The sequence below is a fragment of the Spirillospora sp. NPDC127506 genome, from assembly GCF_040302145.1.
GTDB lineage: Bacteria > Actinomycetota > Actinomycetes > Streptosporangiales > Streptosporangiaceae > Spirillospora.
In genome coordinates, this window is the sequence record NZ_JBEORG010000014.1 from 62136 (window position 1) to 75901 (window position 13766).

Consider the following 13766-nt stretch of genomic DNA (forward strand, 5'->3'; position numbering starts at 1 on the left):
GCATGCGTCTACCCGATCTCCTCTCGTGTCAACGGCCTTCCGCCCGTCCGTACCAGAAAATCGCCTCGCCGTAGCGGCGGTCGCGCTCCGCCTCGTACCCGTCCGGCCACCGCAGCGCGGGCCCGCGCGCCGCCCGCTCCACGACGACCAGGGCGCCGGGCGCGGCCCAGCCCTGGTCGCGCAGGGCCTCCAGGAGGCCGGTGACGGACGCGTCCGCCAGCGCGTACGGCGGGTCGGCGAAGATCAGGTCGTACGGCTCGCCCGGCTTCCTGCGGACGAGCCGCTCGACCTTCTCCGGGCACGGGACGGCGCCGGGCAGCCCGAGCGCCTCGGCGTTCCGCCGGATCACCCGCATCGCGCGCGGATGCGACTCGACCAGCAGCGCGTGCGCGGCGCCGCGGGACAGCGCCTCGAACCCGACCGCGCCCGACCCGGCGTACAGGTCGGCGACGCGCAGCCCGTCCAGCGGGCCGAGGAGGGCCAGGACGGTGGAGAACAGCCCCTCCCTGGCGCGGTCGCTGGTCGGCCTGGTGTCCCGTCCCGGAGGGACGGCCAGCCGCCGCCCGCCCGCGCTGCCCGCGATGACCCTGCTCACCCTCCAAGTATCGGGGCCCTCCCCGGCTCGACGCGCACGGGTCGGCCCCGCCGGCGCCCCGCGCGCGCGTCAGGTGAGCGCGGCGTCAACCTCCGTTCCCGGAGCGGCGCCGACCCCCGCGCGCTCGACCGGACGGTGCGGAACGCCCTGGAATCGCTCAAGGCATAGCGCGTCGGCGGGTCAGCCCTTCTCCAGGAAGTCGGCGCGCTCGTCGTCCAGGAGCGAGGCCAGCACGGTCGCCAGGCCGGGGTGGTCCGCCAGCTCGGGATCGTCCTCGACCAGCGCCGTCGCCTCCTCGCGGGCGTCGCGGATCACGTCCTCGTCGCGCTGCAGGGTCAGCAGCCGCAGGCTGGACGCGCGGCCGGCCTGCGCCGCGCCCAGCACGTCGCCCTCCCGGCGCTGCTCCAGGTCGAGGCGCGACAGCTCGAACCCGTCGGTGGTGGACGCGACGGCGTCCAGCCGCTCGCGGGCCTTGCTGCCGGGCTCGGCCTCGGTGACGAGCAGGCACAGGCCGGGCAGCGACCCGCGCCCGACGCGTCCGCGCAGCTGGTGGAGCTGGGAGACGCCGAACCGGTCCGCGTCCATGATGACCATGACGGTGGCGTTGGGGACGTCCACGCCGACCTCGATGACCGTCGTGGCGAGCAGGACGTCCAGCTCCTTCTCGGTGAAGCGGCGCATCACCGCGTCCTTCTCGTCGGGGTGGAGCTTGCCGTGCAGGACGCCGATGCGCAGGCCGGACAGGAGCTCCTCCAGCTTGGGCAGCACCTCCATGATGCCGAGCGGCGACCTGCGCTCCCCCTCCTCGACGGCCACGGCGTCGCCCTCGTCGCCCTCCTGCTCGCCGATGCGCGGGCACACGATGTAGACCTGCCGGCCCTGCGCGGCCTCCTCCTTGATGCGCTCCCAGATGCGGGCGAAGAACGCGGGCTTCTCGGGCGGCACCACGTGGGTCTGGATCTCCGACCGCCCCGCCGGGAGCTGCCCGAGGACCGAGGTCTCCAGGTCGCCGAAGACGGTCATCGCGACCGTGCGCGGGATCGGCGTCGCCGTCATGACCAGCACGTGGGGGCGCCCGCCGCCGGTCTTCTCGCGCAGCGCGTCCCGCTGCTCGACTCCGAAGCGGTGCTGCTCGTCCACCACGACGAGGCCGAGGTCGGCGAACTGGACGCTCTCCTGCAGCAGCGCGTGGGTGCCGACGACGATCCCGGCCGCGCCGGACGCGGCGTCCAGCAGCGCCTCCTTGCGCGCCCTGGCCCCCTGCGACCCGGTCAGCAGCGCGACGCGGGTCGCGTGCTCGGCGCCGCCGAGCTGCCCCGCCTGCGCGAGGTCGCCGAGCATCCCGGTGATCGACCGGTAGTGCTGCTGCGCGAGCACCTCGGTCGGCGCCAGCAGCGCCGCCTGCCCGCCGCCGTCCACGACCTGCAGCATGGCCCGCAGCGCGACGACCGTCTTGCCGGCTCCGACGTCGCCCTGCAGCAGGCGGTGCATGGGGTGCTCTCCGGACAGGTCCGCGGAGATCTCCTCGCCCACCTCGCGCTGGCCCTTGGTCAGCTCGAAGGGGAGGCGCGCGTCGAACTCCGCCTGGATGCCGCCGAAGACCGGCGGGCGCGGCTTGGCCGGGAGCGCGGCGGCGGCGAGGCGGCGCTGGGCCAGGGCGGCCTGGACGACGAACGCCTCGTCCCACTTGAGGCGCTTGCGGGCGCGGCCCAGCTCGTCCCAGCTCTTCGGGCGGTGGATGCCCTCGTACGCCTCGCGCAGGCCGATCAGGCCGCGGCGGCGCAGGATCGCCGCGGGCATCGGGTCGGCGGGCAGGTCGAGCTGCGACAGGACGGTCGCGACGGACGTGCCGATCGTCTCGATGGGCAGCGTCTTCGTGGACGGGTAGATCGGGATGATCTCATCGGCCCACTCCTGCGCGGCCTGCTCGGCGCTCCGCTCGTGGACGACCTTGTACTGCGGGTGGGTCAGCTGCCGGACGGCGCTCCCGCTGCGCGGCCGGTAGGTGCTGATCTTCCCGGCGAACAGCCCGCGGGTGCCGGGCGACAGCTCCTTCTCCGCCTTGTAGGAGCCCTTGCGGCCGAAGAAGCTCAGCTTGAGCTGCCCCGTCCCGTCGGTGACGGTGATCTCCAGGACGTAGCCGGGGCTGCGGGTCAGGGTGCGGCCCTGCACCTTCACGACCTCGGCCATGACCGTGACGTGCTCGCCGTCCTGCAGCCCGCTCAGCTGGGTCAGCTCGCCGCGGTGGGCGTAGCGGCGCGGGTAGTGGTGCAGCAGGTCGCCCACCGTGCCCAGGCCGAGGCCCTTCTCCAGCGCCTTGGCCGTCTTGTCGCCGAGAACCCTGCGCAACGGCTCGTCGAGGTTCGCCACGCACTCTTTTCTAGCCCATGGGGACGACGGGAATCACTCGACGCCGATGAGCAGGGGGTACCGCTCCTGCCCGCCGTCGTAGACGCCGACCTCCACATCGGGGTGCTCCCGCCGGAGGTGCTCTTCGAGGGCCTCCGCCAGGCCGGGCGGGGCGTGCGCGCCGGCGATCAGCGTGACGAGTTCGCCGCCGCCGGAGAGCATCCGGTCCAGGACGCGGCGGGCCACGTCCGCGACGTCCGCGCCGATCGTCGCGACATCGCCCTCGATGAGGCCGAGGACGTCGCCCGGCTGGCACAGCCCGACGCTCGTCACCGCCTCCTGCGCGGCGATCTCCAGATGGCCGAAGCGCGTCGCGCCGGCGGCCCGGGTCATCTCGATGACGTCCTCGCCGAAGCGGCGCAGCGGGTCGTGCACCGCCAGCGCCGCCATCCCCTGGACCGACGCCTTCGTCGGCACGACCGCGATCCGCGCGCCGCCCTCCCGCGCGCGCTCCGCGGCGGCCTCGGCGAGCGCCAGCACCCCCGGCTCGTTCGGCAGGACGGCCACCTCGTCGCCCGCGGCGAGGATCGCCTCCGCCAGCACCGCGAGCGGCGGCGCCGCGCCCGGCTCCCGGCGGACGACCCGCGCGCCGCACTCCTCGAACAGCGCGGCCAGCCCGTCGGCGGCGGTCACCGCGATCACCGCGCGGCCGATGTGCGGCGCGTGCGGCCCCTCCGGGGCCGCGTGCAGGCAGCCGACCCGGATCCGGTGCGGGCGGCCCGCCGCCATGCCCGCCTCGATCGCGGCGCCGGCGTCGTCCACGTGGACGTGGACGTTCCACAGCCCGTCGCCGCCCACCACGACGAGCGAGTCCCCGAGGCGGTCGAGCGTCTCCCGCAGCGCGTGGACGGCGCCGTCCGGCGCGTCCAGCAGGTACATGACCTCGTAGCCGGGCCCCTGCGGCGCCGGGCGCGCCGGCGCGGCCGCGGGCGTCCCCGCCGCGCGGGCGGGCACCTCGTACCGCTCGGGGTACTCGTCGGTGATCACGGCGGTCAGGGCGTCCAGCACCACGCACAGCCCGGCCGCGCCCGCGTCGACGACGCCGCTGCGGGCGAGCACGTCGAGCTGCCCGGTGGTGCGGCGCAGCGCCCGCCGGGCGCCCGCGGCGGCGGTCCGGCACGCGTCGGCGAGCCCGGATCCCGCGCTCGACGCGGCGGCCTCGGCGACCACGCTCAGGATGGTCCCCTCCACGGGATGCTCGACGGCGCCCCGGGCCAGCCCGGACGCGTGCCGCAGCGCCCCCGCGAACGCCGCGCCGTCCGGCGGCGCCTCCAGCGGGCCGAGGACGTCGGCGAGGCCGCGGAGCACCTGGCTGAGGATCACGCCCGAGTTGCCGCGCGCGCCGAGCAGCGCGCCCTGCGCGAGCGCCCGCCACGTCTCGGCGGGGCCCGCGACGTCCGGCAGCTCGTCCAGCGCGTCCGCCGCCGCGATCACGGTGAGGTGCAGGTTGGTGCCGGTGTCGCCGTCGGGGACGGGGAACACGTTGAGCGCGTCGATCTCGCCCCGGGTGCGGCCGAGCGCCTCCGCCGCCAGCCTGCACCAGCGCCGCACCGCCGCGCCGTCGAGCACCTCGCCCACAGACCCGCTCCCCTGCTCGTCCGGCCGCCGGCGATTCGCCTACCGGCGGGCTGTCGGCTAGTCTGGTCCGCGCGCCTCTTCCCGGGGCGCCCATCAGTGAGCACCCATGATGCCCGGCCCGCCCGCCGGCGGCACCGGGCGGCGCTCCGGCCAGAGCATCGACACCACTTGGAGTTTCCCGTGGCTTCCGTCTGCGACGTCTGCGGCAAGGGACCCGGTTTCGGCATGCGCGTCTCCCACTCGCACCGCCGCACCCCGCGCCGCTGGAACCCCAACATCCAGCGCGTCCGCGCCGTCGTGAACGGCAGCACCAAGCGCATCAACGCCTGCACGTCCTGCATCAAGGCCGGCAAGGTCGTCAAGCCCACGGTCTGACCTCCCGGGCCGCCGCCGGAGCGGCACGCCCCGCTGGACTCCGAGTCGGCTCATCGGTTCGCTCCGATGGGCCGGCTTTCGCATGTCCGGGCCTTCCCCCGCGATCGCGGACGCGCGCGTTGATCAGGAGCGGTGGCGCCAGGCGTGGTCGACCGGGCCGATGCCGGCCCCGAGGGGGAACCCCGCGGCGATCGCGCCCGTCACGTATTCCTTGGCCTTGGCGACGGCCGTCGGCACGTCGTCGCCCAGGGCCAGGTTGGACGCGATGGCGGAGGCCAGGGTGCAGCCGGTGCCGTGGGTGTGGCGGTTGTCGTGCCGGGGGGCCGTGTAGTGGTGCTCGTTCTCCCCGTCGAACAGGAGGTCGGCGGGCTCGCCCGGCAGGTGGCCGCCCTTGATCAGCACCCACTCCGGGCCGAGCGCCTTGACGGCCTCGGCGGCCTCGCGCAGGCCGGCCTCGTCCACGACCTTGACGCCGGTCAGCTGCTCCACCTCGTAGAGGTTGGGCGTGACGACGGTCGCGGCCGGGACGAGGGCCGAGCGGACGGCGTGCACGGCCTCGGGGGCGAGCAGCGAGTCGCCGTGCTTGGAGACGCCCACCGGGTCGACGACGGCCGGCGCGTCCGACGCGGCGATGGCCTCGGCGGCGATTTCCACCAGCACCGTGGACGCGAGCATCCCGGTCTTGATCGCGTGCACGCCGATGTCGGACAGCACCGAGTCGAGCTGCGCGCGCACCGCCTCGGGCGGCAGCTCCCAGTAGCCCTGGACGCCGAGGGAGTTCTGCGCGGTGACGGCGGCGATGACGCTCATTCCGTGGACGCCGTGGGCGAGCATGGTCTTCAGATCGGCCTGGATGCCGGCGCCGCCGCCGGAGTCCGAGCCCGCGATCGTGAGGACGAGGGGCGGGGTCGTGGACGAGGACGGAATACGCGACATACCGCCCACTTTAGGGTGATCCGACCGGCTCGGCGATCCAGCCTCAGACCAGCGCGCAGGGAAGCTTGTTGAGGATGCAGGACGACGGCCGGGACGCGGTGCCGCGCGCGGTGAACACGATGCGGACCTTGTCGCCGGGCGCGATGCCGCTGCGGCCCCGGACGAAGGCGACGCTGCCGGTGCGGACGACGGCGGCGCCGCTGATCGCGGTGACCGAGGCGTTCGGGATCTTGAAGGCGAGCGCCCACGCGGTGACGGGCCGCGGGCCCTTGTTGGCGATGGTGGCGGTGGCCTTGAAACCGCCGGGCGTCCTCGACGCGACCCGGAAGGCGATGATGAGGCCGTCGTCGCGGGCGGCGCCGCGGCCCGCGCGCTCGCCGGGGCCGCGCTGGGAGACCTGGCTGTCGCGCGGGTTGGTGACGGTGTCCCGGGGAGTGCCGCCCGCGAAGTTGAGCGAGATCTGCTGCGTGCTCAGCGCGTAGGAGACGATGCCGACGGCGACGACGAGCGCGACGATCGGCAGCATCGGGAGCGGCAGCATCGAGATGAACTTCGTCCAGCCGCGCCCGTCGGACGGTTCGGTGCGGGGGTCCGGCCGGTCGCGCGGGCGTTCCGGGGGCTTCTCGGGGGCCGGGGCGGCGGAGGGGGCGCCGGGGTAGTCGCCCGGATAGTCGCCGGGGAGCGGGTCGAACCGGTAGCCGCGGGGAGGGCCGTGCTGGCGCTCGGCGGGCGGCGGCGGCCCCGGCCGGGGGCGCTCGTACGACGACACGAACACGCGGTCGTCGGTCGGCCCGGAGAAGGCGTCGTAGGACGGGTCGGCGGGAGCGCCGTAGTACGGACCCTGGGACGCGGGGACGCCCGGCAGGGGTTCGTCGTCCGGGTGCTCGTGCCTCGTGTGTCGTCCCATCCCATCCCTCTTCGATCACAGGATGTATACCAAACCCGTACCAAACCTGCCTACCGGATGCTTCAACGCACTCGGCTGTACGCGGTCCGTGAGGGCGCCGTTCAGACGGCGAAGTGATCCCATGCGCCGGGCGGCGGTTCGCGTCCGTCCACGCGCACCCCCGAACCCGCTGCCACGACGCCGATCCGCGACCAGGACGGCGGCGGCGCGCCGGGGAACGTGCCGGCGAACGCGTGGTCCTCGCCGCCGGTGAGCGCGTGCCGCAGCCCGTCCGGGCCGAGGACGTCCGGGACGGGGACGGCCGCGGAGTCGATCTCGATCCGGACGCCGCTCGCGTCCGCGATGTGCCCGAGGTCCTGGACGAGCCCGTCGCTCACGTCCAGCAGCGCGGTGGCGCCGTGCGCCCGCGCCTCGTCCCCCGCGCCGTAGGGCGGCTCCGGGCGCCGGTGCGCCGCGATCAGCTCTGCGGGCCCGTCGCGCCCCTCGGTGAGCAGGGCGAGCCCGGCGGAGGCGAACCCGAGCCTGCCCCGCACGGCCACGACGTCTCCGGGCCGGGCCCCGGACCGCAGCAGCGGCGCCGCGCCCCCCAGGTCGCCGAGCGCGGTGACCGCGAGCGTGACCTGCGGTGCGGAGACGACGTCGCCGCCGGCGACGGACGCCCCGGCGGCGCGGCACTCGTCCGCGAACCCGTCGTAGAGCCGCTCGGCCCAGCCGGCGCCGGTCTCGGCCGGCGCCGCGAACCCGATGAGGAGGGCGGTCGGCCGCGCGCCCATCGCGACGACGTCGGCGAGGTTCTGCGCGGCGGCCTTGCGTCCGATGTCGTAGGGGCCGGACCAGTCGCGGCGGAAGTGGCGCCCCTCCACCAGCAGGTCGGTGGTCGCGACGACGCGGCCGTCCGGCGCGGCGACCACGGCGGCGTCGTCGCCCGGGCCGAGCCGGACCGCCGGACCCGGCGGCAGCCGCCGCGTCAGCCGGCCGATCAACCCGAACTCGCCAAGCTCGCCGATCGTGCCCATCCGCGCCCGTTCCCCCGTGTTCCGCCTGATCCGCACGCGTCGCGGCGGCACCCGGCACCCCGGGGGCCCCGCGACGGCGCGTAACACGATACGGTGAACCGTCCGACGGTTGATTCTCCGCTTGGGGAGGACGTGATGGTGCAGGCCTACATCCTCATCCAGACCGAAGTCGGTAAGGCCGCCGAGGTGGCGGGCCACATCCGCGGCGTGACCGGCGTCACCTTGGCTGAGGACGTCACGGGGCCTTACGACGTCATCGTCCGGGCGGAGGCGCGCAACGTCGACGAGCTGGGCAAGCTCGTCGTGGCGCAGATCCAGGCGGTCGAAGGCATCACCCGCACCCTCACCTGTCCGATTGTCCACATCTAGAGGGCTCGTGCCGGGAGGTCGTTCCCGCGGGCGGGGCGCGCGGTTCCTCGCGCTGGTCTGGGCGGCGGCGCTGGCCGCGCCGGCGGCGGGGTGCGGCGACGGGGCCGTGCAGGTGCCCGTGCCGAGCCCGGACGCGGCGGGCGCGCGGCTCTGCGCGGGCCTGCGGCTGCCCGAGAAGGTGCACGGCCAGGAGCGCCGCGACACCTCCCCGGACTCGCCGCTGACCGCCGCGTGGGGGTCGCCCCCGATCGCGCTGCGCTGCGGCGTGCCGCGGCCCGCCGCGCTCCGGCCCACGTCGGAGCTGGTGACCATCAACGGGATCGACTGGTTCGGCACGCCCGCCGACCGGCCGGTGACCTGGACGGCGGTGGGACGGCAGGCGTACGTCGAGGTGACGGTGCCGCCGAAGTACAACCCGGCCGGGGACGTGCTGATCGAGCTGGGGCCGTCGATCGAGGCGACGATCCCGGCGAAGCCCGAGGGCCAGATCTGATCACCAGATGGGGACGGGGCTCTCCCCGCGCGGGTAGTAGCCGGGGACCGGCTCGCCGGACGAGGCCCGCTCCAGGCGGCGCTTCATCCCGTCCGACAGCACGTCCGCCTTCATCATCTCGACGAACACCGACGTGACGTTGCCGAGGTCGAACCAGTCGCGCTGCCACGACCACTGCCGGTTCCCCGCGTACCGGAACCAGGACCCGCCGATGCCGGGCACCTCGTAGGGCGTCCCGTCGGGGCGCACGGCGTCGGCGACCTGCTTCCAGAACCCGACGACCTCGCCCTTGACATCGTCGACGAGGATGCTCTGGTACGGGTACGTCCAGCCGTCGAGGCCGCCCATCTCCAGGCCGAGCGCGATGTCGCGGATCTCGTCGCGGCCGACGGCCATGAAGTCCTGGTTCGGGCCGATGTTCCAACCGTAGGTGGCGTCCTCGGTGTAGAGGTCGGCGAGCGGGCGCCAGTCGCCGAGCTCCTCGCACCGGCGGTTCTCCGCCAGCCAGTGCTCCACCATCGCGTCGAGCTCTTCTCGGGGGAAGGACGGCATCACGTCTCCAGCAGTCTGAGGGCCTGGGTGGGGCAGTAGCGGACGGCGGCGGCCACCTCGGCGCGCGCGTCCTCGGGCGGCTCGGGGTCGAGGACGCGCACCTTGCCCTTGCGCGGTACCTCGAAGACGTCGGGGGCCTCCAGCTCGCACATGGCGTGTCCCTGGCACAGGTCCAGGTCGGCCTCGATCCTCACCGGCGCCTCCTGCGGTAGCGGACCGCGCACGGCCGGGCGAGCTGCACGACCATCTTGGAGTGGTCGTTGCGGTAGGTCTCGGGCGGCTGCGCGAACTCGAACTCCCAGTCCCGAAGCAGGACGGAGAAGATGGCCTTGAGCTGCATCATCGCGAAGTTCGCGCCGACGCAGCGGTGCCGTCCGGCGCCGAACGGCACCCACGTCCAGCGGTGCAGGAGGTCCTCCTCGCGGGGCGCGACGTAGCGGTCCGGGTCGAAGGCGTCGGGGTCGGGGAAGTCCTCGGGGATCCGGTTGGAGACGGCGACGCTGCAGCCGACCATGGTGCCTGCGGGGATGCGGTGGCCGAGGACCTCGTGGTCGTTCTTCGCGACCCGCAGCAGCAGGATCAGCGGCGGGTGCAGCCGCAGCGCCTCCTTGATCGCCGACTCCAGCCTGGGGATGGCGCGCAGCGCCTGGAACGACACCTCGCGGCCGTCGGCGTACAGCTCGTCCAGCTCCCTGACGACGCCGTCCAGCACGCCGGGGTGGCGCAGCAGCTCGATGAGCGTCCAGGCGGCGGTGCCGGACGTGGTGTGGTGCCCGGCGAACATCATCGAGATGAACATGCCGGTGACCTGGTCGGCGTCGAACCTCAGCGCGCCGTCCGCGTCCTTCACGGACATCAGCACGTCGAGGAGGTCCCGGTCCTCCTTGGGCGGGTTCGGCTCCCGGCCGTCCATGATCCCCTGGACGAGCTCGACGAGCGCCGCGCGCGCCGCGTCGCGCTTGCGGAAGCTCTCGATGTCGGCGTACGGGTCGACGTAGGCGATCGCGTCGGTGCCGCGCTCCAGGTCGTGGTACAGGTCGGCGAACCGGCGGTCGAGCTGCTCGCGGAACTTGCGCCCGATCAGGCACGCCGACGAGGTGTAGATCGTCAGTTCGGCGAACCAGTCGAGCAGGTCGATCTCGCCCTCGTCGCCCCAGCCGGCGACCATCCGGTCGACCTCGGCGGCGATCGTCGCGGCGTGCCCCTTCATGAACGAGCCCTTGAGCGCCTGGTTGTGCAGGGCCTCCCGGCGCTGCTCGGGGGTGGCGTCGAACACCACGCCCTCCCCGAAGATCGGCGTCATGAACGGGTACGCCTCGGCCTGGTCGAGCTCCTCGTCGGGGGCGCGGAAGAAGAACTCGTTGGCCTCGGCGCCGGACAGCAGCACCACGCGCCGCCCGGCGAGCCGGAACTCGCCGACGTCGCCGCACTCGTCCCGGACGCGGCGCATCAGCCCGATCGGGTCGGTGCGCAGCTCCTCCAGGTGGTCGGGACCGCCCGACACGACGCGCGGCTCCACCAAAGCGGTCATGAATCCTCCAGGGGGGCTTCGGGCTGGACTTCGACGAGCCGGAGATGGGCGCCGCGCGGCGTCGCGACGATCGCGGCGACTGCGGCGGCGACGTCGGACGGGCGCAGGAAGTAGGGGTGGCGGGCGTGGCCCCACTTCACCCAGTCCTCAAGGACGGCGCCGGTGGTGTCCGCGTCCCAGGTCATGCCCATGCCGGTGGCGGTGGGGCCGGGCCGGACGATGGACGCCCGCACGCCCGTCCCCTCCAGCTCCATCTGCATGGTGCGGGCCATGCCCTCCACGCCGTTCTTCGCCGCGGCGTAGGCGCCCGTCCAGGAGCGCGGGGCGGGGACGGTGTCGGACGAGATGAACACGATGTCGCCGCGCCGCCGCGCCACCATCGGCGGGACGAAGTGCGACACGAGGCGGTGCGCGCCGACGAGGTGGACCTGCACCTGCGCGAGGAAGTCGTCCGGGTCGAGTTCGTGGAGGCGCCGCGCGGACAGGTCTCCGGCGCTGGACACCACGATCTCGATCGGGCCGAGCGCGTCGCCGGCCGCCGCCGCGAACGCCTTGACCGAGTCGGAGTCGCTCACGTCCAGCGGGTGCGCGAACGCCTCTCCCCCGCCCGCGCGGATCGTCGCGGCCAGCTCCGCGCATCTCCCGGCGCGCCGCGCGCCGAGCGCCACCGGGTGCCCGGCCGCCGCCAGGGCCGTCGCGGTGGCCGCGCCGATGCCGGACGACGCGCCCGCCACCACGGCCGGGCGCCGCTCCGGGTGGGGGTCGAACCTGGGCATCTACCGCACCTCCACGCTGACGGGCAGGGCCGCGAACCCGCGGACGTTCACCGAGTGCACCCGCTCGGCGTTCGCGAAGTCGACCTCGTAGGAGGCGACGTTCCGCACGAACTCGGTCAGCGCGATGCGGGCCTCCAGCCGGGCCAGGTTCGCGCCGAGGCAGAAGTGCCGCCCGCCGCCGAAGCTGACGAGCTGCGAGGTGTCGCGGTCGAGGTCGTAGGCGTCGGCCTCGGGGAACACGCGCGGGTCGCGGTTGGCCGAGCCGACCAGCAGCAGCACGCGGTCGCCCGCGGGGACCCGCACCCCGTGCAGCTCGACGCCCTCGGCGACCCTGCGGGCCAGCATCTGGCTGGAGGTGTCGTAGCGGAGCGTCTCCTCCACCCAGTCGTCCACCCGCGCCGGGTCGCGCAGCGGCTTGGCCGCCTGGGCGGGGTTCCGCGCGCCCCAGTACAGCGCGTTGGCGAGCAGCTTCGTCGTGGTCTCGTTGCCGGCGACGACCATCAGGAACAGGAACGCGATGATCTCGGTGTCGTCCAGCCGGTCGCCGTCGATCTCGGCGTCCAGCAGCGCCGACGTCAGGTCGCCGGTCGGCTTGCGGCGGCGCTCGGCGACCATGTCCTGGTAGTAGCCGACCAGGGTGAGCGCCGCGTCCATCCCGGCGGGCGGGACGTCGTTCAGCCCCTCCTCCCGGTGGACGACGGTGTCGGCGAGCCGGCGCACCTCCGCCCGGTCGGCCTCGGGGACGCCCATCATCTCGGAGATGACGTCCATGGGCAGCAGCCCGGCGAAGTCGGCGACGAAGTCGAACTCCCCCTTTTCCAGGGCGGGCTCAAGATGGCGCAGGGTCAGCCGGCGGATGTCGTCCGCCATCTCCTTGACGCGCCTCGGCGTGAAGCCCTTCGACACGAGCGCGCGCATCCGCGTGTGCCGCGGCGGGTCGAGGGCCAGGAACGACATCGTCCGGTGCGCGTGCGGCCCCCAGGCGCTCGGCTCCACCGAGACGCCGTGGGAGCTGGAGAACGTCGCGTGGTCCCGGAACGCCGCCGCGACGTCGGCGTGCCGGGACAGCGCCCAGAAGCCGATCTCGTCGTTGCGGTAGAGGGGCGCCTCCTCGCGGAGGCGCGCGTAGAGGGGGTAGGGGTCCTCGTGGACGGCGTAGTCGAACGGGCTGTAGGAGACCTGCGCGGCAGGGTCCACGGCCGTCACCTCACTCCGGGGGGTCGGGCAGGATGAGCTCCGCCATCTCGGCGAGCCGGTCGGCCATGCGGGCGTAGGACGTGTAGCCCATGCCCGCGTGCACGAGCGCGCCGGTGTAGGCCAGCTCCAGCGCGCCGAGGATCTTGGGGTCGTCGTGCTCGCGGAGCGCGGCCCGCAGCCGCTCGCGGATCGCGACGCCGATCCGCATCCGCAGCTCGCGGACGTCGGGGTCGGTGCCGAGCAGCGCGGTGGTGCACGCCGCCGCCAGCTCCGGCTCGTCCGACACCAGCAGGGCGATGTCGCGGAGCGTCTCCACCACGCGGTCGAGCAGCGTGCCGTCCGCCTCGACCGGGGGCAGCGCGCTGAGCCGCCGCCAGAACACCTCGGTGATCAGGTGGTTCTTGGACGCGAAGTAGGTGTAGGCGGTCGCGGGGGCCACGCCGGCGCGCTTGGCCACGTTGCGGACGGTCAGTCCCTCGTAGCCGGTCTCGCCGACCTCCACCACGGCGGCGTCGGTCAGCCGCCGCACCGTGTCGGCCTGCCGCTCGGTGAGGCGGCGGCGGGTGGGCTCGGTCGTCAGCCGCTCATTACCGGACACGTGTCCAGACATTAGTTCAGCAACACGCGCCGCGCAACAGCCGGCCCCGGTCAGGGCGCCGGGTCGACCCGGACGCCGTCCGCCTGGCCGGGGGCGCTGCAAGGTGGGGCGGGTGGGATTCGAACCCACTCAGCGCGAGGCGCCTGGGTTACAGCCAGGCCCGACTCTCCGAGCGTCGGCGCCGCCCCGTGTCGTACCTCCGGAGGGATTCGAACCCCCAGCGCACAGCACCTCATGCTGCCGTCTCTGCCGTTGGACTACGGAGGTGTGCGTGCGGCCCCCGGGATTCGAACCCGGAGCGTCCACTTCCTGAGAGTGGTCCCTCTGCCGGTTGGGGTAGAGCCGCGCGGGATCGCGTGGGAGGTGTCGCCCGCGGTGACGTGCTCCACGGTGCCACCGGCGGCAAAAGGGGTGCAACGGGTTTTCCGGGCGCC

At 74.2% G+C, this 13766-nt stretch carries 15 protein-coding genes and 3 tRNA genes; 3 read left to right on the plus strand and 15 right to left on the minus strand.

The window, feature by feature from the left end; translation table 11 throughout:
* Nucleotides 1-28: 28 nt before the first annotated feature.
* From rsmD to ABTW95_RS15880, 3 genes are all read right to left on the minus strand, one after another.
* On the minus strand, nucleotides 29-595 hold the full coding sequence (gene rsmD / locus ABTW95_RS15870; RefSeq protein ID WP_396445882.1) for a 16S rRNA (guanine(966)-N(2))-methyltransferase RsmD: 567 nt from the start codon (nucleotides 593-595) through the stop codon (nucleotides 29-31).
* Between the two features lie 180 nt (nucleotides 596-775).
* Nucleotides 776-2965, minus strand: a complete 2190-nt coding sequence (gene recG / locus ABTW95_RS15875; protein ID WP_396445881.1) for an ATP-dependent DNA helicase RecG — start codon at nucleotides 2963-2965, stop codon at nucleotides 776-778.
* 33 nt (nucleotides 2966-2998) lie between these two features.
* Entirely contained in the window at nucleotides 2999-4582 is a 1584-nt protein-coding gene (locus ABTW95_RS15880; RefSeq protein WP_500226631.1) for a DAK2 domain-containing protein, read from the minus strand.
* A 180-nt stretch (nucleotides 4583-4762) separates the two neighbouring features.
* On the opposite strand from ABTW95_RS15880, the gene rpmB reads away from it, so the two are divergent.
* On the plus strand, nucleotides 4763-4957 hold the full coding sequence (gene rpmB / locus ABTW95_RS15885) for a 50S ribosomal protein L28 (RefSeq protein WP_030164391.1): 195 nt from the start codon (nucleotides 4763-4765) through the stop codon (nucleotides 4955-4957).
* Nucleotides 4958-5080: 123 nt separating this feature from the next.
* Here the strand turns inward: rpmB and thiD are convergent, their stop codons facing one another.
* From thiD to ABTW95_RS15900, 3 genes are all read right to left on the minus strand, one after another.
* Nucleotides 5081-5893 (minus strand): bifunctional hydroxymethylpyrimidine kinase/phosphomethylpyrimidine kinase, encoded by an 813-nt coding sequence (gene thiD, locus ABTW95_RS15890; RefSeq protein ID WP_396445878.1) that lies wholly within the window; start codon nucleotides 5891-5893, stop codon nucleotides 5081-5083.
* Nucleotides 5894-5936: 43 nt separating this feature from the next.
* A complete protein-coding gene (locus ABTW95_RS15895) occupies nucleotides 5937-6800 on the minus strand; it encodes a cellulose binding domain-containing protein (RefSeq protein ID WP_396445877.1) in 864 nt (287 codons plus the stop codon).
* Between the two features lie 101 nt (nucleotides 6801-6901).
* On the minus strand, nucleotides 6902-7816 hold the full coding sequence (locus tag ABTW95_RS15900; RefSeq protein WP_500226632.1) for a thiamine-phosphate kinase: 915 nt from the start codon (nucleotides 7814-7816) through the stop codon (nucleotides 6902-6904).
* Nucleotides 7817-7951: 135 nt separating this feature from the next.
* Here ABTW95_RS15900 and ABTW95_RS15905 point away from each other — a divergent pair, with 135 nt between their 5' ends.
* Nucleotides 7952-8185, plus strand: coding sequence for an Lrp/AsnC ligand binding domain-containing protein (locus ABTW95_RS15905; protein ID WP_396445875.1), 234 nt, complete (start codon nucleotides 7952-7954; stop codon nucleotides 8183-8185).
* Nucleotides 8186-8192: 7 nt separating this feature from the next.
* Entirely contained in the window at nucleotides 8193-8678 is a 486-nt protein-coding gene (locus tag ABTW95_RS15910; RefSeq protein WP_396445874.1) for a DUF3515 domain-containing protein, read from the plus strand.
* Here ABTW95_RS15910 and ABTW95_RS15915 read toward each other — a convergent pair whose 3' ends face one another.
* From ABTW95_RS15915 to ABTW95_RS15955, 9 genes are all read right to left on the minus strand, one after another.
* Nucleotides 8679-9230 (minus strand): nuclear transport factor 2-like protein, encoded by a 552-nt coding sequence (locus ABTW95_RS15915; RefSeq protein WP_500226633.1) that lies wholly within the window; start codon nucleotides 9228-9230, stop codon nucleotides 8679-8681.
* A complete protein-coding gene (locus ABTW95_RS15920) occupies nucleotides 9230-9424 on the minus strand; it encodes a ferredoxin (RefSeq protein WP_396445872.1) in 195 nt (64 codons plus the stop codon). The genes ABTW95_RS15915 and ABTW95_RS15920 overlap by 1 nt, the downstream gene beginning before the upstream one ends.
* Nucleotides 9421-10761 (minus strand): lanosterol 14-alpha demethylase, encoded by a 1341-nt coding sequence (gene cyp51 / locus ABTW95_RS15925; protein ID WP_396445870.1) that lies wholly within the window; start codon nucleotides 10759-10761, stop codon nucleotides 9421-9423. The genes ABTW95_RS15920 and cyp51 overlap by 4 nt, the downstream gene beginning before the upstream one ends.
* Nucleotides 10758-11537 carry an SDR family oxidoreductase gene (locus ABTW95_RS15930; protein ID WP_396445869.1) on the minus strand — a complete coding sequence of 260 codons (780 nt, stop codon included), beginning with the start codon at nucleotides 11535-11537 and terminating at the stop codon, nucleotides 10758-10760. The genes cyp51 and ABTW95_RS15930 overlap by 4 nt, the downstream gene beginning before the upstream one ends.
* Nucleotides 11538-12734 carry a cytochrome P450 gene (locus ABTW95_RS15935; protein WP_500226634.1) on the minus strand — a complete coding sequence of 399 codons (1197 nt, stop codon included), beginning with the start codon at nucleotides 12732-12734 and terminating at the stop codon, nucleotides 11538-11540.
* 10 nt (nucleotides 12735-12744) lie between these two features.
* Nucleotides 12745-13332 (minus strand): TetR/AcrR family transcriptional regulator, encoded by a 588-nt coding sequence (locus ABTW95_RS15940; protein WP_396445867.1) that lies wholly within the window; start codon nucleotides 13330-13332, stop codon nucleotides 12745-12747.
* Nucleotides 13333-13436: 104 nt separating this feature from the next.
* Nucleotides 13437-13520, minus strand: a tRNA-Tyr gene (locus ABTW95_RS15945).
* A 6-nt stretch (nucleotides 13521-13526) separates the two neighbouring features.
* Nucleotides 13527-13599: transfer RNA gene (locus ABTW95_RS15950), tRNA-Leu, on the minus strand.
* 5 nt (nucleotides 13600-13604) lie between these two features.
* Nucleotides 13605-13678: transfer RNA gene (locus ABTW95_RS15955), tRNA-Leu, on the minus strand.
* Nucleotides 13679-13766 lie beyond the last annotated feature (88 nt).

Coding starts and splice junctions, on each gene's coding strand:
- ABTW95_RS15930 (WP_396445869.1), bottom strand. CDS start 11,537: ATGCCCAGGTTCGACCCCCACCCGGAGCGGCGCCCGGCCGTGGTGGCG.
- ABTW95_RS15895 (WP_396445877.1), bottom strand. CDS start 6,800: ATGGGACGACACACGAGGCACGAGCACCCGGACGACGAACCCCTGCCG.
- cyp51 (WP_396445870.1), bottom strand. CDS start 10,761: ATGACCGCTTTGGTGGAGCCGCGCGTCGTGTCGGGCGGTCCCGACCAC.
- ABTW95_RS15905 (WP_396445875.1), top strand. CDS start 7,952: ATGGTGCAGGCCTACATCCTCATCCAGACCGAAGTCGGTAAGGCCGCC.
- ABTW95_RS15900 (WP_500226632.1), bottom strand. CDS start 7,816: ATGGGCACGATCGGCGAGCTTGGCGAGTTCGGGTTGATCGGCCGGCTG.
- thiD (WP_396445878.1), bottom strand. CDS start 5,893: ATGTCGCGTATTCCGTCCTCGTCCACGACCCCGCCCCTCGTCCTCACG.
- ABTW95_RS15915 (WP_500226633.1), bottom strand. CDS start 9,230: ATGCCGTCCTTCCCCCGAGAAGAGCTCGACGCGATGGTGGAGCACTGG.